Below are 25,106 nucleotides of genomic sequence, written 5' to 3' on the forward strand. Positions count from 1 at the left end.
GCTTGCGGCTTGCAGCTTGCCCTTGCCTACCCGTCCGTGGTTTCCGCCACTTCCAGACGGTCCATGGGCGCCTGCAGGTAGTAGCCCTGCAGGTAGTCCACCCCGCCCAGGGTCCACAGGGTCTGCATCTGGGCGGCGGATTCCACGAACCCCACCACGGTGCGGCGGCCGCTGTCCTGCACTTGCTGGATCAGCTCGGCGAAGCGCTCGCGGCTCTCGGATTTGCCCAGTTCCTGGGTGAACGACCCTTCGAACTTCACCATGGTGGCGGGAATGTGCTCGAACAGCTTGAACGGGTCCAGGCTGCCGCCGAACCGGCTGATCGACAGCCCGCAGCCCTGTTTGCGCATGGCCTGGGCGAAGGCGCCGGCCTGCTTCAGGTAGTTGACCGTGTCGCCCTCGGAGAACTGAAAAATCACCTGCTCGCCGGACAGGCGGGCGGCGCGCATGGCCTTGGACAACCATTCCGCCAGCCCCGGCTCGCCCAGGGAGTAACCGCTCAGATTGACCAGCAGGGTGACCTTCTCTTCGTGGGCGGCGGCGGCGCGCATGGCGTTGAGCACCACCCAGCGGTCCACCTTGCCGGCCATGCCCTGATCGGCGGCCACCGGCATGAAGGCGGCGGCGGCCAGGTCATCGCCCTGCTTCTGCGGCATGTGCACGAACACCTCGAAGATCTGCTCGCCGTCGTCGCGCAGGCTCATCAGCGGCTGATAGCGCAGCCGGAAACTGCCCTTCTCCAGGGCCTGGCGGATACTCAGCGCCACCGCCTCGTTGGAACCGGCGGCCACGTCGTCCATGGGGTCGTGGATTTTGATGGCGTTGCCCTGCTCGTCGTTCTGACGCTGGGCCTGGTTACAGCACTTCAGGGCCTTGGTGAGAATGTCCTGGCTGCTGCGCGCGTCCTCCCGGGCGAACGCTACCCCGAGGCTGGCGGTGATGTGCACGGTGCGGTTGGCCACCTCCGGCATCAGGGTCTCGATGCCGGCGCGCAGGGTCTCCGCCAGGGCCGCCGCCTCGTCGATGTCATTGATCGACTTCAGCACCGCGAAGTCCTCACCGTCCACCCGCGCCAGGCGGGCATCGGCGCAGTGCCCGCGCAGCCAGTCCGCCACCGTGCGCAGCACCTCGTCGGCGCCGCCCATGCCCAACCGGGACTGGTGCTGCTCGAAGTCGTCCAGGCGCAGGTACAGCACCGCCGCCAGCTGCCCCTGGCGGGCCGCGTCGCTGACCGCCTGATCAAGCTGTTCCATGAACCAGCTGCGGCTGTAGAGGCCGGTGATCTGGTCGGTCTGGCTGATTTCATGGAGCCGTTCCTGCAGGGCGTTTTCGTCCAGGCTGGCGGCACGGATCACGATCTGGGTACAGGCCTCGCCGTCGTAGGTGCTGGGCGAGAAAATAAAGTTGGCTTCGAATTCGTGGCCTTCGGTGTGCACGCCCCGGCACTCCAGCTCATTGGTCTGGTTCTGGTCCTGGGCGCGGTTGCGCAGCAGTGTCTTGAGGCGGCCGTGGTCGCTGGCCGAGACCATGTCCATGATCGGCACCCCGGCCAGCTCCTCCGCATCCTGGTAGCCGAACATGCGCGCATAGTTGTCATTGGCCTGGATGTGCATGCCGTCCAGCACATAGGCGATGGCGTCGCGGCTCTGGTCCATCAGCAAACGCAGCCGTTTCTCGGCCTCGTGGCGGGTGATTTCCGAGTGCTGCAGCTCCTTGCGCAGGCGCAGGAATTCCATCAACCGGTCCACGCACTGCATCAGCAGTTCCCGGTCGTCCTTGGGCGCCACCGCCCGGGCCCCGGCGTTATAGGCATCGCGGACGATGGTGGCGTCGTAATCGTCGCTCAGCAGCACCACCGGCAGCACCTTGCCGAGCCGGTTGATGTGGGCCATGGCGCTTTCGAAACTGCCGTCGCCAAAACGCGGCCGGCACAGCATCAGCTCCCAGGCGCCGCCCTTGAGCGCCCGCACCAGATCGTCCTCGTTGAGCGCCAACTGCGCCCGCGTCGCACGGCCGGCGTTACGCAGGGCGTTCATCAATTGTTCGGCTTCATCCTGGGAATCGTGGGCGATCAACAAGCGGAGGGTATCGAGAGCGTATGTCATCGGCGCCGGTGCTCATCCGTTATTCGTAGGGCAACCATTGTGCCTGACCGGACCCGGTTCTCCAAAGAACTGAATCGGGATTCAATCCCAGCGCAGGCGATAGCGGCACGCCTCCGCCGAGCCGTCCACGCGAACCCCGAGACGGGCCAGCCGGGGCGGGCCGTCCCATACCGTGATGCGCGCGCCGCTGGCGAAACCGGCGGTGGGCACCAGCAGGGTGTCGCCGGCGGCCGCCGGCAGCAACAGGGCCGGGGTCGGCAGGGTGTCCCCGTAGCCATGGCTGATGCGCACCGGGCGGGCATCGGCGGGCAGCAGCCGCACCCCCAACCGGACCCCGTCCGGCTCCCGGGCCAGCCAGCGCACCTCGCCGACCCGCCAGGGGGCCGCCTCCTCCACGCCACCCAGCGCCAACACCGCGCCCACCCGCAGGGTGTCCGGCGTGGCGCCCGGCCAGATCAGCCCACAGCCTTGCTCGTTGCGGTCCAGGCAGTAGGCCGGCGCGGCGTCGTGCCGATGGGCCGGCTGCTCCAGGCAGGCATGGGCGCCGTTCAGGCCAAGCACCACGGTGAGCCTGTCCTCGCTGGGCCGGCGCGCATCCTGGCGGTCCCGGGGCACCGACCAGACCGTGCGCAGATGGGCCAGCAACAGCGACGGCAACGGGCCCGGCCGGCCATCGCCGGCCAGGGCCCGGGCCAGGGTACGGGTGTCGAAATGACGGCATCGGGGGCCGCCGTCGTGGTCCGCCGGCGCCGGCCCGCGATCCTGATCCAGAATCACCTGGAAGCCGCCGTCGGCGGCAGCGGCATCCAGCGTCAGCCAGCGACCCCAGTGACCGGCGGCGCGGTACAAGGCCACCAGCGCCGCCGGCCGCAGTTGCTGTGGCTGGGCACTGGCCACCAGCAGCACCCGCGCATAGGCGTCGTGCACTGAACTTTCATGGCCGGGGGCCTCCGGATCGGCCACCGTCAGGGCCTGCAGCCCCTGGTATTCGGCGGTGGCATAAAGGCGGTGCAGCCGCCACCAGAGCCCCGGCTCGGCCAGCGAATACAGCAGCCAGTACTGCCACAGTCGCTGGCCCAGGGCATCCAGGGCCCGCTGCACGGCGGTGGCGGCGGCCTGGCGCCGGGCCGGCCCCGGGGTGCTGGCCAACAGCGCCGCCGCCACCTGCTGATACCCCCGCGCCAAAGTCTCGAACAGGTCCTGCACCTGCTCGGCGGAGCGGCGCGCCGCTTGCGGCAGACTCAAGGGAGCATCCAGATAGTGGCTCTGCAGTACCGGCAGCAGGCGGCACACCCAGGGGCGGACTTCTTCCAACAGGGCCAGACGGCGGCGGGTATCGATACGCAGGCGGGTCAGTTCATCAAGCAGGCGCAGCAAGCGCGCGGCGCTGAGCGTCGGGTCCTCCGGCGGCAGCGTCGCCAGCCAGGCCCGCAACCCCGGCACCCGGGTGCTGGCCAGGGAGAAATTGTCCAGCGGAGCGGCGCCCCCCTCCGGCAGCGCCCACGCCAGATCCTTTGGCCATGCGTCATGCATCGGTGATTGTCCTTCACCCAGGGGCGGGCACGCCCCGGCATGACCCGCCGTTTTTGTGAACTATTTCACAAAACGGTACGGCAAAGCCCTGTCTGTGTAAATCAGCCTTTCAGCACGGTCTTGCTGTGCCGCCCTGGCTCCTCGCGGGCCAGGCGCGGCACCAGAAAGCCCGGCAGGCGGGCACGCAGGGCATCGTGCAGAGCCAGCGCCCGGTGGTCGGACACGGCGAAATGGGCGGCGCCGGCCACCGCGTCCAGCTGGTGCAGGTAGTAGGGCAACACGCCGGCGTCGTGGAGCCGGTCGGACAGCGCCGCCAGGGTCTCCGCGTCGTCGTTGACCCCGGCCAGCAACACCGCCTGGTTCAACAGGGTCACCCCGGCCCGCCCCAGCGCCCGGCAGCGGCCGGCCAGGTCCGCGTCGATTTCCCGGGGGTGGTTGGCGTGCAGCACCAGGGTGACCCGCCAGCGCGGGGTGTCCAGCAACGCCCGCAGCTCGTCGTCCAGACGCTCCGGGATCACCACCGGCGTGCGGCTATGGATGCGCAGCCGGTCGAGGTGGGGAATCGCCGCCAGTTCGTCCATCAGCCCGGCCAGCCGCTGGTTGCTCAGGGTCAGCGGGTCGCCGCCGCTGAGGATCACCTCGCGGATATCCGGGTGGGCGCGCAGCCAGTCCAGCGCCTGCTTCCAGCGCCCGCCGGACAGATGGCTCTGGTAGGGAAAGTGACGCCGGAAACAGTAGCGGCAGTGCACCGCGCAGGCGCCGGTGACCACCAGCAGGGCGCGGCCATGGTATTTGTGCAGCAGCCCCGGCACCGGGGTGTGGTCGGCCTCCGCCAGGGGATCGGCGCCGTAGCCGGGCACGGTGTCACGTTCGCGGCCGCTGGCCAGCACCTGGCGCAGCAGCGGGTCGTGCGGGTCGCCGGGGGTGATGCGCGCCAGGTAGCGGCGCGGCACCCGCAGCGGGAAATCGCTGTCCCCGTCGATGCCACCGGGCAGCTGTTCCGGGCGCAGCCCCAACAGCGCGCACAGCTCCGCCGCATCGGTGACCAGGTCCGCCTGCAGGCGGCGCCAATCCGGCACCTGCCAACCGTCGGCCTCCTGAGTTATCATGGCCAACCTTTTCAACGCCATCCGGAAATTCCCGCAACAGTGGATCAGAGTCTATGGCCAGCTATTCTACCAGCGAATTCAAATCCGGCTTGAAGCTCATGCTCGACGGCGACCCGTGTTCGATCATCGAAAACGAGTTCGTCAAACCGGGCAAGGGCCAGGCCTTCAATCGCGTGAAACTGCGTAACCTGAAAACCGGCAAGGTGATCGAACGCACCTTCAAGTCCGGCGACAGCCTGGAAGGCGCCGACGTGCTCGACGTCACCATGCAGTACATCTACAGCGATGGCGAATTCTGGCACTTCATGGACCCCAACACCTTCGACCAGAAGCCCGCCGGCGCCGACGCCGTGGGCGACGCCAAGCAGTGGCTGAAGGAAGAGGACATGTGCGAAGTCACCCTCTACAACGGCGAGCCGCTGAGCGTGTCCCCGCCCAACTTCGTGGAGCTGGAAATCACCCAGACCGACCCGGGCCTCAAGGGCGACACCGCCGGTACCGGCGGCAAGCCGGCCACCCTGAGCACCGGCGCCGTGGTGCGCGTGCCCCTGTTCGTGCAGGAAGGCGAGGTGATCAAGGTAGACACCCGCACCGGCGAATACGTGGGCCGCATCAAGAACTGAGCCCGCCCATGAGCGATGCATCCTGGCGGCCCACCGCCGCCCACGATGCCCTGAAGGCGCGCGCCGACCTGCTGAGGACGGTGCGCGCCTTTTTTGATGGGCGCGGCGTACTGGAAGTGAGCACCCCGCTGCTGGCCGCCCACGCGGTCAGTGACGAGCATATCGACGCCATCGAAGTGCCCGGCCACGGCTGGCTGCAAACCTCCCCGGAATACCACATGAAGCGGCTGCTGGCCGCCGGCAGCGGGCCGATCTACCAGATCGCCCGGGCGTTCCGCCATGGCGAGGCCGGCGCCCGCCACAACCCGGAATTCACCCTGCTGGAATGGTACCGGCCGGGCTTCGATCTGAACGCCCTGGTGGAGGAGTGCCTGGCGCTGCTGACGCCGCTGTGCGGGGCCGGCGCCGAACGCCACCGGTTCCGCGAGCTGTTCGCCACGGTCACCGGGCTGGACCCGCTCACCGCCCCGGCCAGGGAACTGGCCGCCCGGGCGGAACGGGCCGGCGCCCCGGCGGGCCTGAACGGCCCCCAGGCGGTGGACTATCTGATGGCCGTGGAGGTGGAAGCGGCCCTGGACCCGGCGCTGCTCACCGTGGTGGAGGACTTCCCCGGCTGGGCGGCGGCGCTGGCACAGACCACCGAGGACCGGGACGGCGCCCCGGTGGCGCGGCGCTTCGAGATCTATCACCGGGGGCTTGAACTGGCCAACGGCTACCAGGAGCTACTGGACGCCGACGAGCAGGCGCGCCGCTTCGAACGGGACAATGAGAAACGGCGCGCCAGCGGCAAACCGCCGATGACCGCCGACCCCTACCTGCTGGCCGCCCTGCGCGCCGGTCTGCCGCCGTGCAGCGGCGTGGCCCTGGGCCTGGAACGGCTGCAGATGGCGGTCAGCGGCGCCGGGCGCATCGAGCAGGTGTGGGCGTTTCCCAGCGAGCGGGCTTGAGGGGTATCGCGGCTGAAGCCGTCAGGGGTGCATCGCGGCTAAAGCCGCTCCTACACAACCTGCCGTGCCCTCTTTGTAGGAGCGGCTTCAGCCGCGATCGGCATCAGGCCCCCACCACCACCGTTTCACCCTCCCCCACCCGCTGACAATTGGCATCGATCAGGTCCGCGATGCGCGGCTGCACCGTGGGCGGGATGTCATGGCCCATGCCCTTGAGGATCGCCAGCCGGGCACCGGGGATGGCCCGGGCGGAGGCCTTGCCGCCGGCGGGGCGGATCAGCGGGTCGGCGCCGCCATGGATCACCTGGGCCGGGCAACGCACCCGCTTGAGCCGCTTGGTAAGGTTGCCGGTGGCGAGGATGGCCAGGAACTGATTGCGCACGCCGCGCGGGTTCAGGCCCCGCTCCCAGCTGCGCCGGAACATGTTCTCCAGCTCGTCGCGGCCCGGGTCCAGGGTGCCGCCCAGCTTCGCCATCATGTCCAGGCCGAACGCCACGTACTGGTCCACGGTTTCGATTTTCACCCGCGGCGCCACCAGGGTTTTCAGCGCCGCCGGTTTGGGTGGCGGCAGCAACTGACTGTTGGTGCTGGACATGATCGAGGTGATGCTGAGCACCCGCCCCGGGTGGGTGGCGGCGGCCAGCTGCACCACCATGCCGCCCATGGAGGCGCCCACCAGATGGGCGCGCTCGATGCCCAGGGCATCCATCAGGCCGAAGGTGTCGGCCACCAGGTCATCCAGGGTGTAGGGCGCGTGCACCCGGGCACCCACCATATAGCGCAGCATGGCCTGCATCGGGCCGTACTTGAACGGTTTGCGGATGTACGAGGATTTGCCGGCGTCCCGGTTGTCGAAGGCGATCACCCGGTAGCCCCGGTTGGCCAGGGCGTCGAGCAGCCCCTCCGGCCAGAACACCAGTTGCGCGGACAGGCCCATGACGAAGATCAGCGGGACGCCGTCCTCCGGGCCACGGGTTTCGTAGAACAGTTCAATGCCGTTGCTGTGCACCGTGCCGGTGGCCATGGGCGCCTCTCTCTGAGTGGGAACAGGCGCACAACATAAAAAAGCCCGGCGGCGCCCACAAGCGCCGCCGGGCATTCTGGCCCAATGGGCCGGAGGCGTTACTCGCTCAATTCCAGGATGGAAAGGCGCGCATTCTCGATTTGCTCCCGGGTGAAGGGCACCCGATGCCATTGCTTGCGAGAGTAAGCCTCGGTGTAGTCCGCGTAGTGCGGGCTGGTGGGGTCGGTGGATTCGCCGTGGGACAGCAGCGTGTAGGCACGCACCGGCTCACCTTCAGGGAAATCCACCACGTGCAGGTAGGTGTTACGCAGCACGGTGAAGTAACCCTCGTAGCCCTCGCCGCCATATTGCGGGATGTCGGTACCCGCCTTGGGGTACTTCTGCACGTCGCCCAGGGGCGCGTCCAGGGCTTCGCCGCTGTCGATCACGGCGGCCACGCCGTCGGAGAACGCCTGGCGCACCGCATTCAGCACTTCGCTGTCGCCGCTGTTCAGACCGGACGGCGTGTGCACCGGATCATTGGCGTCGAACGGCACCGCGTACAGGTCGGGCACATCGCGCAGCTCCTCCCAGATGGCGGTCCAGACGTGGGCGCCCACGGCGTCCAGGTTGCCGGTGTTGTCCCAGTTCTGCAGCACCTGGCAGGCCTGTTGCTCATCGCCGGTCAAATTGCCACCACAGACCTCGGAGAGCACCGGTTGCTTGAGCATCTCAGCGCTGAGCACGCGGCTGTTGAGCACGATATCGCGCAGCCGGGTGCTGTTGATCTGGGAACCGGCGAAGCCGTCACGGCTGTCGAAGCGGTCTTCCACCAGGGTGTGGCCCAGGCGACTGCGCAGGCTCTGTTCATAGCCTTCCCGGCCGCTGATGGCGGCGTAGCCGGTGAGCGGCGCCTTGGCGTTGGTGAGCCAGTAGCTGTCGTTCATGTTGGCCACATAATCGCGGCGGAACAGGTAGGGCAGATTGGCCGGGCCGAACGCCCCCGGCAGCACCGCGTCCGCGTCCTGCCGCCAGTCACAGTCGGAGGTGGCGCCGTTCAGCAGCGGCAGCCCCGCTGCCAGAGCGGCCACCTGGCAGGAGCCCAGCATGCTGTCCGGCACATTGGGCACGGCGGTGATGTCGGAATACAGGGCGCGCTCATCGCCACGGCCGATGGCGGTGGTGTTCACCCAGGGAATGCCCACGTGTTCCTTGATGGCGGCAAAGAAATCATCCAGGGATTCCGCCTGATCGAAGGCCAGGAAGTTCTGGAATGACTGGGTATTTTCCAGGTTGATGTCGCGCAGGGTGATGGCGGTGTTGTTGCTCCAGGGCGGCAGTTGCGGATTGCCGAAATCGACCATGGGGCCGTACTCGGAGCGGTACAGGGTTTTGGTTTCCGGCTGCAGGGAGCCGTCCTGCTGTTTCACCTGGATGGTGATCTCCACCGCTTCCAGGGCCTTCGACTGCCCGTCTTTCATGTAGTGGGTGGCGTCGGCCATTTGCAGCAGGTAGGGGGTGAAGCGACGGGCGGTGGATACGGTGTGCGCCCAGGCGATGTTGTTGTTGAAGCCGATCAGCACCATCGGCGCGCCCATGATGGAAACACCGGACACATCCAGTTCGCCGGGAATGGTGAGCTGCAGCTGGTAGAAGCGATCCACGCCTTCCAGGTACCAGTGCGGGTTGGCGAACAGCAGACCGCCGCCGGAATCGGTGGCCTCGGCGCCGAACGCCAGGGTGTTACTGCCGATGCCTTCCTGGCCACCGACCCAGAAACGGTGCTCGTTGTCATCGGACCCGTCGCCGGCGCCGCGCACCAGGTTGGTGGGGCCGGCCATTGGCGGCTGGGCGTTAACGATTTCCTCCAGCAGGTTGGCGCTGCTGGCGGCCAGGTTCAGGGCCACCAGACGCCGGAACACGTCCTGGTCGGTGATGGTGTCCAGCCAGGGCTCGTCCCGGCAGGTGAGATGCCGCCCGGCGTGCTGACCGGCCTTCACCTCGCGCACATAGCGGCTGAAACCGGCGGCGAAGCCCTCGGACAGTTGCCGCACGTCGGCGGGCTGCACGGAGCGGAAGCTGTCCACCTGATCGTCGTTGACCACGAAGCGGAAGAAGAAGTCCGCGTCCCGGTTGGTCGGGCTGCCGAAGGTGCCCATGGGGGCGGCCTTGGCGTCCGGCCCGAAATAGCGGGAGCGTTCGCCCCGGAAGGTGACGTAGGCGGAGGCCAGCACGCACAGGTTGTCCTCGGCGATGGCGTAACCATGGCCATAACCGACGCCGCCATAGCTGTCGGCGGTGATGTGGGGAATGCCGTAGGTGGTACGTTCAATGGTGGCCTGGTAGGCCTTGGCGTCCTCGCCGTGGTGGTGATTGCTGTCGCCGCCGCAGGCGGCCAGGGCCACCGTCAAACCGAGAACGACACCGCGCGACCAGATCGGCGGTCGAAGGGGATGGTCATTGTTGTCTCCCGAGTTGTTGTTATGCGGAGGCAAGGGGCCTCCAGACCGGAAAAGCCTACGTGAAAACCCGTAACCGGTACTTGAACGCAGCGGCTATTCCGGGAAACGGCGCTAGGGCCTGTTCACACTACTTGCATCACGCCTGCTGGATGTCATTTTGGTCTCCAGCTAGGCGGAGGGAGCGCGGTTTGGTCATTCCAAATAAGCGACCGACAACGACGCTGGAGGCCAAAAAGGCGCCAGCCCTTCGGGTTGTGGCTAAAAACCCACCCCTCCGCGTTACTCGTCGTTCATTTGGCGCCACCAAACTTCTCTCCTCGTGCCTTGATGGGTGGGTTTTTAGCCACAACAGGCGTAATGCAAGTAGTGTGAACAGGCCCTAGAGCATGCTCACTTCCATCCCACGGGCCAGGAATGAGGGCGTCAGACCGAAGAACTGCTTGAGGGTGCGGGTCAGGTGGGCGGCGTCGGAGAATCCCACATCGTGGGCCACCATGGACAACGGTTCGTGCCGGGCGATGAGCTCCACCGCGCGGCGCATGCGCGCCCACAGGGTGTAGCTTTTGATGGAAATGCCCATCTTGTCGGAGAACAGATGCCGCAGCCGGTGGGCGGACAGCCCCACCTCCGCGCCCAGTTCCTCCAGGGTGCTGGTCAGCGGCAGTTCCTTTTTGATTTTCTGGGCGATGTGGATCACCCGCATGTCCATGGGCATGCGGATCGGTCGGTAGCCGCTCAGGGCCTGGGGCAAGGCGGTGGTCAGCCGGAACAGGCCGGCGGGATCCAGGCTGCCATCCCGGGCGCCGCGCAGGGTGGCCGCGTCGATGCGCCCCGGGGTGACGATCACCGGGCGCACCGGTTGGCGGCCGAGCATGGCGGCCAGGCAGTGGTATTCGTAGCTCTGCGGGTCGAAGTTCATGGACAGCAGCGGCGCGCGGCTGGCATCCAGGGAACGGGCGGTCTGATTGCCGACCAGGGCGGCCGGATACTCGGCCACCCCGCCCCGTTCATCGCCAAGCCGGAAACCGGGCTCGCCCAGGGACACCAGCAGGGTGACGGTGTGCCGCTGGGTGAGGCCGGAGACGATGCTTTCGGTCAGGTACAGAAAACGGTCGTCCCACACGTACAAGCGGTTCTGGTACGACATGGCGCCCTTCCCGAGATCTTGTTATTGGTATTCCAGGAGCCGGCGGCCCGGCCTCAACGCAGGCGGATACCGGCCGGCTCGATGACGATTTCGCCGTCCTTGTACAGTTTGCCAATGGCCTGCTTGAAGGCGTTCTTGCTGCAACCGAAGGCGGCGCGGATGTCCTCCGGGGCGCTCTTGTCCCCCAGCGGCAGAAAGCCGTCTTCCCGCCGCAGCCGCTGCAGCACGCGCTCCGCCACGCCCTCGCGCTTGGCGGCGCCGGGCGGGTTCGGCGACAGGCTCAGACGCCGGTCTTCCCGCAGCCGCTGCACATAGCCGGTGAGCCGCTGGCCCGGCTTCAGGTCCGCCGCGCCGTCCTCCGCCAGCAGGCCCCAGTAGCGGTCTTCCACCGCCACCTTGTAACCCAGCTCGGTGCGCTGCACCACCACCAGGGACACCGCGTCGCCCTGGGCGAACTGGTCACAGGTGTCTTCCAGCCAGCGGTCCAGGCGGGCGCTGGCGAACAGCCGGCCGGACCGGTCACGGACCACCCGCACGGTCTGCCAGCGGCCCACTTCCGGGCGGTTGCCCTGTTCCGCGAACGGCAGCAGCAGATCCTTGGGCAGCCCCCAGTCCAGGAACGCCCCCACCCGGCTCACGGACACCACCCGCAGGCGGCCCACCTGACCGGGCAACAAGCGGGGCAGGCGGGCACTGGCCCGGGGCTGGCCATCGCCGTCCTCATAAAGAAACACGCGTAGCGACGCGGCGGTGGGGTCCTCGCCCAGTTCCCGGGCCGGCAGCAACACCTCGCCCAGGGTGCCGCCGTCCAGCAGCAGGCCGGCGCGCACCCGGCGCAGCACCGGCAGCACCGCCACGGTGCCGGTATCGGGATGGGGGCTCACGGTGTCGCTGCTCACCACATCAGGTCGTCGGGAATCGGGTAATCCGCGTAGGGATCGTCCTCGTCGAGTCCGGCGCCCTTCTCATTGAGCACCACCACCACCGCCTCATCGCGCTGGCGGATTTTCTCGGCGATCGCCGCCGGCACCAGCTCGTGGCGCTCACCCAGGGCGACGATGGCGATCAGGCCCCGGGCCAGCTGGTCCTGCTGGCGGGCGGTGACATTGAGCTTCTTGATCTTCTTGTCCTGCACGAACTGGTAGGACTGATCGGCGTCGTTCCGGGCCAGCCGGTGCTGCTCGATCAGCTGGCGGATCTGGGCGGCGATTTCCTTCTCGCGCTGGCGTTCCTGGTTTTCACGGGCCAGGGCGCGGTCACGCTCCGCCTGCTCGGCGCGCTGGCGCCGGGCCCGCTCCGCCGGGTCCTCGAACTCGATTTCGCCCCGTTTGGCGCGGTTGGCGTCCTCGCGCTTCGCCTGTTTGGCGCGGCGCGCCTTCTTTTTGTCCGCCAGCCCGGCTTTCATGAGCTGGTCTTGCAATGAATTGGCCATGGTGAATCCGTACGGTTTTACTGACCGCACGAGCATAAAGGAAAGCCCCGCCTTGACGCCATCCTGATGCCAGCTAAGGTAAAAGACTGATAGCGAAGCAATACCACCGCCATCCCCTCAACACGATTCCGATCAAAACAACTCTCCACAAAACAAGGACCCGCACCCATGAAGCGTCTCACTATGATCGCAGCGCTGGCGGCCGCCGCCCCCGCCACCCAGGCCGCCCCCCTGGTGGATGTTTACGCCGGCGGCTACAGCTGGGACACGGAAACCTCCGGCACCATCGCCTCCGGCGACAATGACATCGACATGGAAGATGACCTGGGCTTCGACGACAGCGACCAGACGGTGCTGTTCGTGGGCGTGGAGCACGCGGTGCCGATCCTGCCCAATGTGCGTGTGCGCTACATGGATTTGTCCGACGACGGCCGCAACACTCTGATCGAGCCAATCACCTTCAACGGCCAGGCGTTCACCGGCGACGTGGCCTCCGAGTACGACATGGACATCCTCGACGGCACCTTCTACTGGACCCCGGTGGACAACGTGGTGAAGCTGGATCTGGGCATCACCGTGCGGCGCCTGGACGCGAAAATCACCATCCGTTCCGACACCCTGGGCAACTCCGCCACCGAGAAGGCCGACGAAACCTTCCCCATGGGCCACCTGGCGGTGCACGCCAACCTGCCGCTGACCGGTGTTTACCTGGGCGGCGAGGTCAACGCGGTGGAGTACGACGGCAGCGGCATCCGCGATTACACCGCCCGCATCGGCTGGCGCTCGGACTTCCTGCTGGGCGTGGAAGCGGGCTACTCGCGCATGGAAATCGAGCTGGACGACGTGGGCGGGCTGGATTCGGACCTGGAGATTGGTGGGCCTTATCTGGCGGCTACTTTGGCGTTCTGATCGCGGTTGATCGCGACTGAAGTCGCTCCTACAACAACATACCGCTTTTGTAGGAGCGACTTCAGTCGCGATAACGGCCGTTATCCGCGATCCGGATCATCAAGCAACGCCTGAATACGGACATCCTTCTCCGCCCACAGGCCACTGACCCACTTCTGCACCCGGGCCCGGAATTGCCGGTCCTCCTGGTAATCCCCCTGCCACAGCCAGGGCTCCAGCTTGAGGGTGCGCACGTCCACGATCACCCGCTGGACCTGGCCGCTGAGCAGCGCCCAGAAACCCGGCGGTTTGCCCTCCGGGTACACCACGGTCACGTCCAGCAGGGCATCCAGGTTGTCGCCCAGGGCCGCCAGCACGAAGGCCACGCCGCCGGCCTTGGGCCGCAGCAAATAGCGGTAGGGGGAATTCTGCCGGGCCTGTTTGGCCGGCGTGCAGCGGGTGCCTTCCAGAAAATTCACCACCGTCACCGGCATGTCGACGAACTTCGCGCAGGCGGCCCGGGTGATCTCCAGATCCTTGCCCTTCAGGTGCGGCCGCTTTTCCAGCTGGCTCTTGCTGTAGCGTTTCATGAACGGGTAATCCAGCGCCCAGAACGCCAGCCCCAGAAACGGCACCCAGATCAGCTCCTTCTTGAGGAAGAACTTGAAGTACGGCGTTTTGCGGTTGAAGGTCTGCACCAGCGCGGCGATATCCACCCAGGACTGGTGGTTGCTGACCACCAGATAGGAGGTGTCCTGGCGCAGCCCCTCGTCGCCACGGATATCCCACCGGGTGGGGGTCATCAGGGCGAAGATCGCCTTGCACAGCTCCGCCCAGGTTTCAGCGATCCACATTACCCCGGCGGACAGCCGCGTCTTGTTCCGTTGCCCCGGCACCACCAGCTTCAGCAGCGCCACGGCCATCATCGGGCCGATCAGTACCAGGGTGTTCAGCAGCAACAGCAAAAAAGTGACGATACCGGTCAATAGGGCCCGCATCCGCCAACGCTCCTCTTCCTCGGATCAAAGCGGATGATACCTAAAAATGCCGATTAATCACGCCGCTCCACTTCTAGAACATCCACGTTCTGGAAGCCCCTTGGCAGTTTGGCGCCGCGCCGGCCACGCTCGCCCAGGTAGTGCTCCAGATCGCCGGGTTTGAGGCTCAGATGGCGCTTGCCGGCACGGATAACCAGCAGGTCCCGTGGCCCCAGCACCTGCACGTCCTGGACGAACTCGGTGCGGTCCGCCACCCGCGCGGTGGGAATCGACATCATCTTGTTGCCCTTGCCCCGGGTCATCTCCGGCAGGTCACGGACCGGGAACACCAGCAGGCGCCCCTCGTTGGATACCAGCGCGATCAGGTCCTGATCCGGATCGTTCACCCGGCAGGGGGCCAGCACCTTGGCGCCATTGGGCACATTGAGCACGTTCTTGCCAGCCTTCTTGTTGGCCAGCAGGTCGCCATAGCGCACCACGAAGCCGTAGCCCGCGTCGGTGCTCATCAGGTAGGCGTCCTTCTCCTTGCCGATCACCGCCGCCACGAAGCGGGCGCCGGAGGGCGGGCTGACCCGGCCGGACAGGGGCTCGCCCTGCCCCCGGGCGCTGGGCAATGTATGGGTGGGCAGCGAATAGCTGCGCCCGGTGGAATCCAGGAAGCACACCGGCTGGTTGGATTTGCCCTGGGCGGCGGCCAGGAATTTATCCCCGGCCTTGTAGCTGAGCCCGGCGGCGTCCACGTCGTGGCCCTTGGCGGCACGAATCCAGCCCTTCTCGGACAGCACCACGGTGACCGGGTCGGCGCCGATCAGATCGGTTTCGTCCAAGGCCCGGGCCTCGGCGCGCTCCACTATCGGAGAGCGGCGCTCGTCGCCGTACTTCTCCATGTCCTCTTCCAGCTCGGAGGCGACCAGCTTCTTCATTTTGGCCGGCGAATCCAGGGTCGCCTGCAGGTAGGCGCGCTCCTCGGCAAGCTCGTCCTGCTCGCCACGGATTTTCATCTCTTCCAGCTTCGCCAAGTGGCGCAGTTTCAGTTCCAGGATCGCTTCCGCCTGGCGGTCGCTGAGCCCGAAGCGTTCCATCAGCACCGGCTTGGGCGCGTCCTCCCGGCGGATGATCTCGATCACCTCGTCGATGTTCAGATAGGCGATCAGCAAACCTTCCAGGATATGCAGCCGGTCCTCCACCTTGTCCAGGCGGTACTGCAGACGACGGCGCACGGTGGTCAGCCGGAACTGCAGCCATTCGGTGAGAATGGTGTCCAGGCTCTTCACCTGGGGCCGCTCGTCGATGCCGATCATGTTCAGATTGACCCGGTAGTTCTTCTCCAGGTCGGTGCTGGCGAACAGGTGGCTCATCAGCTGTTCCACGTCCACCCGGTTGGAACGGGGGGTGATCACCAGGCGGGTGGGATTCTCGTGGTCGGACTCGTCACGCAGATCGCTGACCATGGGCAGCTTTTTCTTCTGCATCAGGTCGGCGATCTGCTCCAGCACCTTGGCGCCGGACACCTGGTAGGGCAGCGCCGTGACCACGATATCGTTTTCCTCGCGCTCATAGACGGCGCGCTGCTTGAGGCTGCCCTTGCCTTCCGCGTACATGCGGATGATGTCGTTGCGGGGGGTGACGATTTCCGCTTCGGTGGGGAAGTCCGGGCCCTGGATGTGCTCCAGCAGATCATCCAGGGAGGCCCCCGGGTCCTTGAGCAGATGAATACAGGCCCGCGCCACTTCCTTCAGGTTGTGGGGCGGAATGTCGGTGCTCATGCCCACGGCGATGCCGGTGGTGCCGTTGAGCAGCACATTGGGCAGCCGCGCCGGCAACAGCTTGGGCTCGTCCATGGTGCCATCGAAGTTGGGCACCCATTCCACCGTGCCCTGGCCCAGCTCGGAGAGCAGCACTTCCGCGTAGGGGGCCAGCTTGGATTCGGTGTAACGCATGGCGGCGAACGACTTGGGATCGTCCGGGCTGCCCCAGTTGCCCTGGCCGTCCACCAGCGGATAACGGTAGCTGAACGGCTGCGCCATCAGCACCATGGCCTCATAGCAGGCGGAGTCGCCATGGGGGTGGAACTTACCCAGCACGTCACCCACGGTACGGGCGGACTTCTTGTACTTGGCGGTGTTCTTCAGCCCCAGCTCGCTCATCGCATAGATAATGCGCCGCTGCACCGGCTTCAGGCCGTCGCCGATCTTCGGCAACGCCCGGTCCATGATCACGTACATGGAATAATCCAGGTACGCCTTCTCCGTGTAATCGCGGAGGGAAAGATCTTCGAAATCGTCAGCCATTACGTTTTTGCCTTGTTGGTCGCCCCGGCGCATGGGGGTGCGCAGAGGCTGTACGTCCAATCCTGCCGTAAGAGTCGCGAGTTAAAAGTTCCAAGTTGCAAGCCGCGTGACGGGCCTTGCCAATCGGCAAGACCGTGCCCGCGAAGTCCCTTTAAAGCGCCAGCGCGGAGCACGCCGCTTTGCGCACAAAGGGCACATCCTCGCGTTGCAACTTTTAACTTTAAACTTGCAACTTAAACCTCAGCCAGATTGCCTTTCTGTTCCAGCCAGACCTTGCGGTCGGAGGCGCGCTTCTTGCTCAGCAACATGTCCATCAGCTGGTGGGTGTCGTCGGCGCTGTCCACGCTCAGGCGCACCAGCCGGCGGGTGTCCCGAGCCATGGTGGTTTCGCGCAGTTGCAGCGGGCTCATCTCGCCCAGGCCCTTGAAGCGGGTGACGCTGATCTTGCCGCGTTTCTTTTCCGCCTTGATGCGGTCCAGCACGCCGGCCCGTTCTTCCTGGTCGAGGGCGTAATAGACATCCTTGCCCACATCGATGCGGTACAGCGGCGGCATCGCCACGAACACATGGCCGCCACGCACCAGCGCCGGGAAGTGGCGCAGGAACAGGGCGCACAGCAGGGTGGCGATGTGCAGGCCGTCGGAGTCCGCGTCGGCGAGAATGCAGACCTTGCCGTAACGCAGGGCGCCGATGTCGTCGCTGCCCGGCTCGATGCCCAGGGCCACGGCGATATCGTGGATTTCCTGGCTGCCCAGCACTTCCCCCGGGTCCACTTCCCAGGTGTTCAGGATCTTGCCGCGCAGCGGCATGATGGCCTGGTAGACCCGGTCCCGGGCCTGCTTGGCGGAGCCGCCAGCGGAGTCCCCTTCCACCAGGAAGATCTCGGTCTGGGCCGGGTCATCGCTGGTGCAGTCGGCCAGCTTGCCGGGCAGCGCCGGGCCGCTGACCACTTTCTTGCGGGTCACCTTCTTGGCGGCGCGCAGGCGTTTCTGGGCGTTGTTGATGCACAGCTCGGCGAGGCGCTCGGCTTCGTCGGTGTGCTGGTTGAGCCACAGGGAGAAGGCGTCCTTGACCACCCCGGACACGAACGGCGCGGTCTGCCGGGAGCTGAGCCGCTCCTTGGTCTGGCCGGCGAACATGGGGTCCTGCATTTTGACGCTGAGCACGTAGCAGGCCCGGTCCCAGATGTCCTCCGGAGTCAGTTTGACGCCACGCGGCAGCAGGTTGCGGAATTCACAGAATTCGCGCATCGCCTCCAGCAGGCCGGAGCGCAGGCCGTTGACGTGGGTGCCGCCCTGGGCGGTGGGGATCAGGTTCACGTAGGACTCGGTGACCAGCTCGCCGCCTTCCGGCAGCCACAGTACCGCCCAGTCCACCGCTTCGGTGTCGCCGCTCATGGCGCCCTCGAACGGTTCCGTCGGCACCCGCTCCCAGCCCCGGGTGCTGTCCACCAGGTATTCCACCAGGCCGTCGGCGTACTCCCAGGTTTCGCTTTCGCCGGTCTGCTTGTTTTCCAGGGTGACGTTCAGCCCCGGGCACAGCACCGCCTTGGCGCGCAGCAGATGGCGCAGCCGCGTCACCGAGATTTTCGGCGAGTCGAAATATTTCTCGTCCGGCCAGAAGCGCATGATAGTGCCGGTGTTGCGCTTGCCCACCGTGTCGACCACTTTCAGGTCGCTGACCTTCTCGCCGCCGCCAAATTCCATGTGGTGCAGCTGGCCGTCGCGCTTGACCAGCACCTCCAGCTTTTTCGACAGGGCGTTGACCACCGACACGCCGACCCCGTGCAGGCCGCCGGAGAACTGGTAGTTCTTGTTGGAGAACTTACCGCCGGCGTGCAGGGTGGCGAGGATCACTTCCACGCCCGGTTTCTTCTGCACCGGGTGCGGGTCCACCGGCATGCCCCGGCCGTCGTCTTCCACTTCGACGCCGCCGTCGGCGAGCAGGGTCACTCGGATGCTTTTGGCGTGGCCGGCCAGGGCCTCATCCACGGAGTTGTCCACCACTTCCTGGATCAGGTGGTTGGGACGGCTGGTATCGGTGTACATGCCCGGGCGCTTGCGCACCGGTTCCAGGCCCGACAGGACCTCGATGTTTTCGGAGGTATAGGTGTTGCTCATAGATGTCCTAAAAAACGCCGCGGGGGGTTACAGCTCGATTCCGCAAAAGCGCAACACTAGCGGAATAAAGGCGTCGAAGTCATCAAAGCCATGGCTGCCGCCCAGCCCCCGGTAGAGATGGCAGTCGGCGTAGTATTCCCAACCGTCCCGCCAGTCCAGGGATTCGTCGCCGGTCTGGGTGAGCAGCAGCAGCTGCTCCGGCCGCTCGATCGCCGGCACCTCGTAGTGGCGCAGCTGCGCCACCCAGGCCGGATCCAGCTGGTAGGCCTCGCCAGTGTGGTAGTTATGATTGATACCTGTGTATTTGTCCAGTAGTTGCCAGGGCCGCACCGCCGGATTGATCAGCGCCGCGCGCAAATCGTGGTGGGCGGCCAGCCAGGTGGCGTAAAAGCCCCCCAGCGAGGAACCCAGCAGCGCGCAGGGGCCGGCGGCGGCCATGGTGGCCTCCAGCAGCGCCATGGCCCGGCGCGGTTCCGGCGGCAGGGCCGGAATGTGCAGCCGGTCGGCGGCGCCGGCCCGTTCGAACACGTCACGCAGCACACCGGCCTTGAACGACGCCGGGGAGCTGTTGAACCCATGGATATAGATCAGGCTGGTGGCCGGTACGTTCATGGTGTCACCGTCGGCGGGCAAATCGGACGCCAAGGGTACCGGGCCCGGCGGCGGCGGGCCAGAGAACGGTGGCCGAGCGGCTTCGCTGGCTGCTATAAACGATGTTCATAAAGGGAATCCCGAAGGAGGCCGCCAGGAAGGCCCGCCATGCTCACTCTGATGCATCTGGTGTCCGCGGTGGCACTGCTGGTCTGGGGCACGCACATCGTGCGCACCGGGGTGCTGCGCGTGTACGGGGCCCGGCTGCGCCGCTGGCTGGGCGGGCGCATGAACCGGGTGGTGGCGTTCGGCGCCGGCACCGGCGTCACCGCCCTGGTGCAGAGCAGCAACGCCACCGCCCTGCTGGCCAGCGGCTTCGTCGCCGACGGCCTGATGCCGCTGGCCACGGCCCTGGCGATTCTGCTCGGCGCCGACCTGGGCACCGCGCTGATGGCCCGGGTGCTGACCCTGGATCTGGCCTGGCTGTCGCCGCTGCTGGTGATCGTCGGGGTACCGCTGTTCCTGTCGCGCAAGCAAAGCCGCCCCGGGCAGTTGGGCCGCGTGGCCATCGGCCTGGGGCTGATCCTGATGGCCCTGGAACAGATCATCACCGCCATGGGGCCGATCACCGAGGCCCGGGGCGTGCAGGTGCTGTTCGCTTCGCTGACCGGCGACCTGGTGCTGGACGCCCTGGTGGGCGCCCTGTTCACCCTGATCACCTGGTCGAGCCTGGCGGCGGTGCTGCTCACCGCCACCCTGGCCGCCACCGACGTGCTGTCGCTGCCGGTGGCGCTGTCCCTGGTGGTGGGCGCCAACGTGGGCAGCGGCCTGCTGGCGCTGATGAACACCAGCCTGCAAAACGTGGCCGGGCGCCGGGTGGCGCTGGGCAATCTGCTGTTCAAACTGCTCGGGCTGGCGCTGGTGCTGCCGGCGATCCCGCTGCTGGCGCGCTACCTGGCCACCCTGCCGTTCGGGCCACAGGACCTGGTGATCGGCTTCCACGTGGCCTACAACGGGCTTCGCTGCCTGCTGTTTCTGGCGCTCACCGGCCCCATGGCGCGGCTCACCCGGCGCCTGATGCCGGACCGGCCGGACGCCGCCGATGACCGGTCCCGGCCGCGCCACCTGGACCCGGCGGCCCTGGACACGCCACGGCTGGCCCTGGCCAACGCCACCCGGGAGGTGCTGCGCATGGGCGACACCGTGGAAACCATGCTCGACGCCATCGTCGAGGCGCTGCGCAATGAACGGGTGGGCAGCGACCGGGACCTGGGCGCTTTGGACGACGATCTGGACGAGCTGTACACCGGCATCAAGCTGTACCTGGCCCGGGTGTCCCTCGCCCAGTTGCACGAGAGTGACCGGCGGCGCTGGTCCCAGGTGGTGGAGATGAGCATCAACCTGGAGCAGGCCGGGGACCAGATGGAACACATGATGGAGAAGGTGCGTGACCGCAAGACCGCCCGGCGCCGCTCGTTCTCCGACAGCGGTTTGCAGGAGCTGATCGATCTGCACGGCCTGCTCAAGGCCAACCTGCGGCTGGGCCTGTCCGTGTTTCTCAGCGGCGACGAGGAAAGCGCCCGGCAACTGCTGATGGAGAAGAACCGTTTCCGCTCCCGCCAGCGACAGCTTTCCCACGCCCATCTGGAACGGCTGCACCGCAAGGTGGTGGAGAGCATTGAGACCAGCTCCCTGCACCTGGAGCTGATCGGCGATATGAAGCGGCTTAATTCGCTGTTCTGCGCGGTGGCTTTTGCCGCGCTGGAAGGGTTGGACGGCGAGGACGACCGGCGGGGGTGACCGGCCTCAGTAGCCTTTCACGGTAAGGTCAACGCTGAACTCGATGCCTTCCACGCGACTCACGGCGGTGTCGATGCGGCCGTCCGGCCACAGGTCCAGCCAGCGGTAGCCGGGGCTGGCGTCGTCCACCGCGAAATCCTCGCTGCCGGGCTTGAACTGCACGCAGGTGCTGGGCACCGCCAGCAGCCGCACGCCGTTGCGCTCGGCGTCGTATTCCTGATGCACATGCCCCCAAACAATGCCGCGCACCCGGGGGTGGGCGTCGATCACCTGGAAGAAGCGGTCGGCGCTGGCCACCAGCTGGGTGTCCAGCCAGCGGCTGCCCATGGGCACCGGGTGATGGTGCAGGCAGACCAGCACATGGTCGCCCCGGGCCGAGGCCAGGGCCTGGTCGAGAAAGCTCAGGTCGTCGTCGAACAGTTCGCCGGGCACCTCGCCGGGAATGGTGGAATCAAGCAACACCAGGGTCCAGTTGCCCTCCTCCGCCACGCACGGGCTGATGCGCCCGGCCTGGCCGCTGAGCGCGCGCAGCATCGGCGCCGGCTTGTCGTGGTTGCCTTCCAGCCAGTAGACCGGCGCTTCAAGCACCGCCAGGGTGTCTTCCAGACGTTGGTAGGATTCGTAGGAGCCGTCCTGGGAAAGGTCGCCGGTGGCCACCACGAAATCCGGTACCGGGCGTTCCCGGCGCGCACGCTCAAGCACTTGCTCCAGGCTGAACTGGGTGTTCAGGCCCAACAGCTTGCCGTCGCGGTCCGCGAACAGGTGAAAATCGGACAACTGCACCATGCGCAGCGGTTGCACCGGTTGCGTCAAAGCCCCGCTCCCGTTGTTCTCTAAGGTGAAGGTGGTCGTGATACCCGCGCCGGCGCGGGCCCCCAGTCAAAAAACCGCCGGTGTCCTCCCCAGGGAGACCGGCGGCTCTACGGTTATAACCAAGATAATGGCGGTTTGCCAGGAGGGGCGCCCGGTTTCTGGAACCAATGCGCAGTACCCGGGCCGGTCAGTCGCCGGTGGTACCGGAGCGGCCCCAGGCCGGCGCCGCGTCGCGGCCATGATCATGCACGTGGGTCAGCCATTCCCCCAGAAAGCGATTCCACTGGGCTTTCTCGTCGCGCTGGTGCATCTGCGAGTTGGGGTACGGGTAGCGCGCCTGCACTCGCTGGAACGGGCTCGCCTCGGTGACCTCGGCGACCCGTGCATCGTGGTACAGCCGCACGGTCAGACTGGGCGCCGGCACGGCGTCGTGCAGGGCCTGGTCCCGCAGGCACAGGGTGGTGGTGTACGGCGAGCGCTCCAGCACCTGGATGTGCACCGTGCGCGGGCGGCCACGGCCCAGCGCCAGGTCGAGACTTTCCCGCTCGCCCAGGGCGCGCAGAAACGGCAGCAGGCGGGCGTAGTTGGATTCGCACTGGGCCATCAGGTCGCGGAAATCCAGGCGGTAGCGGCGCGGCGCGCTCATCGGCGCCACTCCCGGTCCAGCGCCTCGCGGTTCAGCAACAGCCACTGCAGGGTGATCAGCGAGGCGGCGTTGTCCACCCGGCCGCTTTGCAGCAGGGACTCGATGGCGGACACAGGCTGCACCACCACGCGGATGTCCTCGCCTTCGTCGGCGACCCCGTGGATGCCGCCGGCGCCGCTCAAATCCGCCTGGCCGACGAACACCTGCAGGCGCTCATTGGAGCCGCCGGGGCTGGGCATGTAGTGCGCCACGCGGCGCATGGCGCCGATCTCCACCCCGGCTTCCTCCAGGGCTTCCCGGCGCACCAGGTCGGCCACCGGCTCGCCGTCCTTGTCGGCGAGGCCGGCCACCAGTTCCAGGCACCAGGGGGTGTCGCGCCATTCCAGGGCACCGACGCGAAACTGCTCGACCAGCAGGATTTCGCCGCGCACCGGGTCGTAGGGCAGCACCGCCGCGGCCGGCGGCCGCACGAACAGCTCGCGCTTGACCGGCGCGCCCCAGCCGCCCTGGTAATGGCGGTGACGCAGGGTCAGGCGTTCAACACGAAAAAAACCCTGGAACGGCGTTTCCCGTTCCAGGATTTCCACGTCCTCGGCGGTGAATACCGGTTTCGGATCATTCATTGGCTTTGTGATAAATCTCCGCCCCTTTTTCACGAAATTCCCGGGACTTTTCCTCCATGCCGGCTTCCGCCTGCGCCACCTGGGCGCGACCGTCGCCATAGGTGTCGCGCACTTCCTGGCTGATCTTCATGGAGCAGAACTTGGGCCCGCACATGGAGCAGAAGTGCGCCACCTTGTGCGCCTGCTTGGGCAGGGTCTCGTCGTGGAAGGCCCGCGCCCGGTCCGGGTCCAGCCCCAGGTTGAACTGATCTTCCCAGCGGAACTCGAAGCGCGCCTTGGAAATGGCGTTGTCGCGCAGCTGGGCGCCGGGCACGCCCTTGCCCAGATCCGCGGCGTGGGCGGCGATCTTGTAGGTGATGATGCCTTCCTTCACGTCATCCCGGTTGGGCAGGCCGAGATGCTCCTTGGGCGTCACGTAGCAGAGCATGGCGGTGCCGTACCAACCGATCATGGCGGCGCCGATGGCGCTGCTGATGTGGTCGTAGCCGGGGGAGATATCCAGGGTCAGCGGGCCCAGGGTATAGAACGGCGCCTCGTCGCAATGCTTGATCTGCTCGTCCATGTTTTCCTTGATCATGTGCATGGGCACGTGGCCGGGGCCTTCGATCATCACCTGCACGTCGTGCTTCCAGGCGATCTTGGTGAGCTCGCCCAGGGTGCGCAGCTCGGAGAACTGCGCTTCGTCGTTGGCGTCGGCCACCGAGCCGGGGCGCAGGCCGTCACCGAGGCTGAAGGTGACGTCGTAGGCCTTCATGATCTCGCAGATTTCCTCGAAATGGGTGTAGAGGAAACTCTCCTTGTGGTGGGCCAGGCACCACTTGGCCATGATCGAGCCGCCCCGGGAGACAATGCCGGTGACGCGCTTGGCGGTCATCGGCACGTAGCGCAGCAGCACGCCGGCGTGGATGGTGAAGTAGTCCACGCCCTGCTCGGCCTGCTCGATCAGGGTGTCGCGGTAGATCTCCCAGGTCAGGTCCTCGGCGACGCCGTTGACCTTTTCCAGGGCCTGGTAGATCGGCACGGTGCCGATCGGCACCGGCGAGTTGCGCAGAATCCACTCGCGGGTTTCGTGGATGTTCTGGCCGGTGGACAGGTCCATCACCGTGTCGCCGCCCCAGCGGGTGGCCCAGGTCATCTTGGACACTTCTTCCTCGATCGAGGAGGTGACCGCCGAGTTGCCGATGTTGGCGTTGATCTTGGTGAGGAAGTTACGGCCGATGATCATCGGCTCGATTTCCGGGTGGTTGATGTTGGCCGGGATCACCGCCCGGCCCCGGGCCACTTCGTCGCGCACGAACTCCGGGGTGATCTCGTCGGGAATGGCGGCGCCGAAGCTCTGCCCCGGGTGCTGCCCGGTGGGCAGGCCCGCCTCGCGGTGCTCGCGCAGACGCTGGTTCTCGCGGATGGCGATGAACTCCATCTCCGGCGTGATGATGCCCTGGCGGGCGTAGTGCATCTGCGACACATTGCCGCCGGCCCGGGCGCGGCGCGGCGCGCGCAGGTGCGGAAACCGCAAACCCTCGGTGGCGATGTCGCGGGCGCGGCGGCGGCCGAATTCACTGCTGAGGCCGTCCAGCTGCTCGCTGTCGCCGCGTTCCTCGATCCAGGCGCCGCGCACGGCGGGCAGGCCCTGGCGCACGTCGATGGCCGCGTCCGGGTCGGTATAGGGCCCGGAGGTATCATAAACGGCCAGAGGCGGGTTATCCTCGAACTTCCCGTCCGCCAGGGGCGTGGGCTGCTGACGGATTTCCCGCATCGGCACCCGGATATCGGCCCGGCTGCCGGTGACATAGATTTTTCGCGAACCCGCGATAGGCTGGCAGGCTTCGTCGATGGCATTGGGTACGGCGTGACGTTGCTCGTCGGGCACGTTCGGCCTCCAGGCGTTCGTTTGATTGGGGAGGAAGGCGCCCCGCTCCCGGAACCCGTCCGGCGGACGGTCGTCGGGGGGAGGTCGGCGGCAGGCCCCACTATA

The 25,106-nt window shown here is 66.7% G+C and carries 20 protein-coding genes; 4 read left to right on the forward strand and 16 right to left on the reverse strand.

Annotation, left to right across the window (positions count from 1 at the left end; all coding sequences use genetic code 11):
• Nucleotides 1-26: 26 nt before the first annotated feature.
• The 3 genes from FGS76_RS11090 to epmB all read right to left on the reverse strand — a co-directional run bounded on the left by FGS76_RS11090 (nucleotide 27) and on the right by epmB (nucleotide 4,747).
• Nucleotides 27-2,105 (reverse strand): EAL domain-containing protein, encoded by a 2,079-nt coding sequence (locus tag FGS76_RS11090; protein ID WP_138772712.1) that lies wholly within the window; start codon nucleotides 2,103-2,105, stop codon nucleotides 27-29.
• Between the two features lie 81 nt (nucleotides 2,106-2,186).
• Nucleotides 2,187-3,638 carry a hypothetical protein gene (locus tag FGS76_RS11095; protein ID WP_138772713.1) on the reverse strand — a complete coding sequence of 484 codons (1,452 nt, stop codon included), beginning with the start codon at nucleotides 3,636-3,638 and terminating at the stop codon, nucleotides 2,187-2,189.
• A 101-nt stretch (nucleotides 3,639-3,739) separates the two neighbouring features.
• Nucleotides 3,740-4,747, reverse strand: a complete 1,008-nt coding sequence (epmB, locus tag FGS76_RS11100; protein ID WP_138772714.1) for an EF-P beta-lysylation protein EpmB — start codon at nucleotides 4,745-4,747, stop codon at nucleotides 3,740-3,742.
• Between the two features lie 53 nt (nucleotides 4,748-4,800).
• Here epmB and efp point away from each other — a divergent pair, with 53 nt between their 5' ends.
• Nucleotides 4,801-5,370 (forward strand): elongation factor P, encoded by a 570-nt coding sequence (gene efp, locus FGS76_RS11105; protein ID WP_138772715.1) that lies wholly within the window; start codon nucleotides 4,801-4,803, stop codon nucleotides 5,368-5,370.
• A gap of 8 nt (nucleotides 5,371-5,378) precedes the next feature.
• Nucleotides 5,379-6,317, forward strand: a complete 939-nt coding sequence (gene epmA / locus FGS76_RS11110; RefSeq protein ID WP_138772716.1) for an EF-P lysine aminoacylase EpmA — start codon at nucleotides 5,379-5,381, stop codon at nucleotides 6,315-6,317.
• Between the two features lie 103 nt (nucleotides 6,318-6,420).
• On the opposite strand, the gene FGS76_RS11115 is transcribed toward epmA, so the two are convergent.
• From FGS76_RS11115 to FGS76_RS11135, 5 genes are all read right to left on the reverse strand, one after another.
• A complete protein-coding gene (locus FGS76_RS11115; RefSeq protein ID WP_138772717.1) occupies nucleotides 6,421-7,341 on the reverse strand; it encodes an alpha/beta fold hydrolase in 921 nt (306 codons plus the stop codon).
• A 98-nt stretch (nucleotides 7,342-7,439) separates the two neighbouring features.
• Nucleotides 7,440-9,815, reverse strand: coding sequence for a penicillin acylase family protein (locus FGS76_RS11120; protein ID WP_240692512.1), 2,376 nt, complete (start codon nucleotides 9,813-9,815; stop codon nucleotides 7,440-7,442).
• 346 nt (nucleotides 9,816-10,161) lie between these two features.
• Nucleotides 10,162-10,929, reverse strand: coding sequence for a helix-turn-helix transcriptional regulator (locus FGS76_RS11125; protein ID WP_138772718.1), 768 nt, complete (start codon nucleotides 10,927-10,929; stop codon nucleotides 10,162-10,164).
• 53 nt (nucleotides 10,930-10,982) lie between these two features.
• Nucleotides 10,983-11,828, reverse strand: coding sequence for a CvfB family protein (locus FGS76_RS11130; protein WP_240692513.1), 846 nt, complete (start codon nucleotides 11,826-11,828; stop codon nucleotides 10,983-10,985).
• Nucleotides 11,825-12,361: a DUF2058 domain-containing protein gene (locus tag FGS76_RS11135; RefSeq protein WP_138772719.1), complete on the reverse strand. Its 537-nt coding sequence runs from the start codon at nucleotides 12,359-12,361 to the stop codon at nucleotides 11,825-11,827. Before FGS76_RS11135 ends, FGS76_RS11130 begins: the two co-directional genes overlap by 4 nt.
• Nucleotides 12,362-12,529: 168 nt before the next feature.
• On the opposite strand from FGS76_RS11135, the gene FGS76_RS11140 reads away from it, so the two are divergent.
• Complete coding sequence (locus FGS76_RS11140; protein ID WP_138772720.1) at nucleotides 12,530-13,270, forward strand: TIGR04219 family outer membrane beta-barrel protein; 741 nt, start codon at nucleotides 12,530-12,532, stop codon at nucleotides 13,268-13,270.
• A gap of 80 nt (nucleotides 13,271-13,350) precedes the next feature.
• Here the strand turns inward: FGS76_RS11140 and FGS76_RS11145 are convergent, their stop codons facing one another.
• The 4 genes from FGS76_RS11145 to FGS76_RS11160 all read right to left on the reverse strand — a co-directional run bounded on the left by FGS76_RS11145 (nucleotide 13,351) and on the right by FGS76_RS11160 (nucleotide 19,270).
• Nucleotides 13,351-14,247: an acyltransferase gene (locus FGS76_RS11145; RefSeq protein ID WP_138772721.1), complete on the reverse strand. Its 897-nt coding sequence runs from the start codon at nucleotides 14,245-14,247 to the stop codon at nucleotides 13,351-13,353.
• Nucleotides 14,248-14,300: 53 nt separating this feature from the next.
• Nucleotides 14,301-16,538 carry a DNA topoisomerase IV subunit A gene (gene parC, locus FGS76_RS11150; RefSeq protein ID WP_138772722.1) on the reverse strand — a complete coding sequence of 746 codons (2,238 nt, stop codon included), beginning with the start codon at nucleotides 16,536-16,538 and terminating at the stop codon, nucleotides 14,301-14,303.
• A 233-nt stretch (nucleotides 16,539-16,771) separates the two neighbouring features.
• Nucleotides 16,772-18,658, reverse strand: a complete 1,887-nt coding sequence (gene parE / locus FGS76_RS11155) for a DNA topoisomerase IV subunit B (RefSeq protein WP_138772723.1) — start codon at nucleotides 18,656-18,658, stop codon at nucleotides 16,772-16,774.
• A gap of 27 nt (nucleotides 18,659-18,685) precedes the next feature.
• Entirely contained in the window at nucleotides 18,686-19,270 is a 585-nt protein-coding gene (locus FGS76_RS11160) for a YqiA/YcfP family alpha/beta fold hydrolase (protein ID WP_138772724.1), read from the reverse strand.
• A 147-nt stretch (nucleotides 19,271-19,417) separates the two neighbouring features.
• Here FGS76_RS11160 and FGS76_RS11165 point away from each other — a divergent pair, with 147 nt between their 5' ends.
• Nucleotides 19,418-21,049, forward strand: coding sequence for a Na/Pi cotransporter family protein (locus tag FGS76_RS11165; RefSeq protein ID WP_138772725.1), 1,632 nt, complete (start codon nucleotides 19,418-19,420; stop codon nucleotides 21,047-21,049).
• A gap of 6 nt (nucleotides 21,050-21,055) precedes the next feature.
• Here FGS76_RS11165 and cpdA read toward each other — a convergent pair whose 3' ends face one another.
• The 4 genes from cpdA to thiC form a co-directional block, all read right to left on the reverse strand.
• On the reverse strand, nucleotides 21,056-21,862 hold the full coding sequence (gene cpdA, locus FGS76_RS11170) for a 3',5'-cyclic-AMP phosphodiesterase (RefSeq protein ID WP_240692514.1): 807 nt from the start codon (nucleotides 21,860-21,862) through the stop codon (nucleotides 21,056-21,058).
• A 187-nt stretch (nucleotides 21,863-22,049) separates the two neighbouring features.
• Nucleotides 22,050-22,508: a DUF1249 domain-containing protein gene (locus FGS76_RS11175; protein WP_138772726.1), complete on the reverse strand. Its 459-nt coding sequence runs from the start codon at nucleotides 22,506-22,508 to the stop codon at nucleotides 22,050-22,052.
• Nucleotides 22,505-23,131 (reverse strand): NUDIX domain-containing protein, encoded by a 627-nt coding sequence (locus tag FGS76_RS11180; RefSeq protein ID WP_138772727.1) that lies wholly within the window; start codon nucleotides 23,129-23,131, stop codon nucleotides 22,505-22,507. The genes FGS76_RS11175 and FGS76_RS11180 overlap by 4 nt, the downstream gene beginning before the upstream one ends.
• Nucleotides 23,124-25,001, reverse strand: a complete 1,878-nt coding sequence (thiC, locus tag FGS76_RS11185; RefSeq protein ID WP_138772728.1) for a phosphomethylpyrimidine synthase ThiC — start codon at nucleotides 24,999-25,001, stop codon at nucleotides 23,124-23,126. Before thiC ends, FGS76_RS11180 begins: the two co-directional genes overlap by 8 nt.
• Nucleotides 25,002-25,106: the final 105 nt, after the last annotated feature.

Origin of the sequence: Alloalcanivorax gelatiniphagus, assembly GCF_005938655.1 — a bacterium.
Taxonomy (GTDB): domain Bacteria; phylum Pseudomonadota; class Gammaproteobacteria; order Pseudomonadales; family Alcanivoracaceae; genus Alloalcanivorax; species Alloalcanivorax gelatiniphagus.

Bases quoted from the DNA above. Each gene is read 5' to 3' on its own strand.
- FGS76_RS11090 (WP_138772712.1), bottom strand. From the start codon at position 2,105: ATGACATACGCTCTCGATACCCTCCGCTTGTTGATCGCCCACGATTCC.
- FGS76_RS11095 (WP_138772713.1), bottom strand. From the start codon at position 3,638: ATGCATGACGCATGGCCAAAGGATCTGGCGTGGGCGCTGCCGGAGGGG.
- epmB (WP_138772714.1), bottom strand. From the start codon at position 4,747: ATGATAACTCAGGAGGCCGACGGTTGGCAGGTGCCGGATTGGCGCCGC.
- efp (WP_138772715.1), top strand. From the start codon at position 4,801: ATGGCCAGCTATTCTACCAGCGAATTCAAATCCGGCTTGAAGCTCATG.
- epmA (WP_138772716.1), top strand. From the start codon at position 5,379: ATGAGCGATGCATCCTGGCGGCCCACCGCCGCCCACGATGCCCTGAAG.
- FGS76_RS11115 (WP_138772717.1), bottom strand. From the start codon at position 7,341: ATGGCCACCGGCACGGTGCACAGCAACGGCATTGAACTGTTCTACGAA.
- FGS76_RS11125 (WP_138772718.1), bottom strand. From the start codon at position 10,929: ATGTCGTACCAGAACCGCTTGTACGTGTGGGACGACCGTTTTCTGTAC.
- FGS76_RS11135 (WP_138772719.1), bottom strand. From the start codon at position 12,361: ATGGCCAATTCATTGCAAGACCAGCTCATGAAAGCCGGGCTGGCGGAC.
- FGS76_RS11140 (WP_138772720.1), top strand. From the start codon at position 12,530: ATGAAGCGTCTCACTATGATCGCAGCGCTGGCGGCCGCCGCCCCCGCC.
- FGS76_RS11145 (WP_138772721.1), bottom strand. From the start codon at position 14,247: ATGCGGGCCCTATTGACCGGTATCGTCACTTTTTTGCTGTTGCTGCTG.
- parC (WP_138772722.1), bottom strand. From the start codon at position 16,538: ATGGCTGACGATTTCGAAGATCTTTCCCTCCGCGATTACACGGAGAAG.
- parE (WP_138772723.1), bottom strand. From the start codon at position 18,658: ATGAGCAACACCTATACCTCCGAAAACATCGAGGTCCTGTCGGGCCTG.
- FGS76_RS11160 (WP_138772724.1), bottom strand. From the start codon at position 19,270: ATGAACGTACCGGCCACCAGCCTGATCTATATCCATGGGTTCAACAGC.
- FGS76_RS11165 (WP_138772725.1), top strand. From the start codon at position 19,418: ATGCTCACTCTGATGCATCTGGTGTCCGCGGTGGCACTGCTGGTCTGG.
- FGS76_RS11175 (WP_138772726.1), bottom strand. From the start codon at position 22,508: ATGAGCGCGCCGCGCCGCTACCGCCTGGATTTCCGCGACCTGATGGCC.
- FGS76_RS11180 (WP_138772727.1), bottom strand. From the start codon at position 23,131: ATGAATGATCCGAAACCGGTATTCACCGCCGAGGACGTGGAAATCCTG.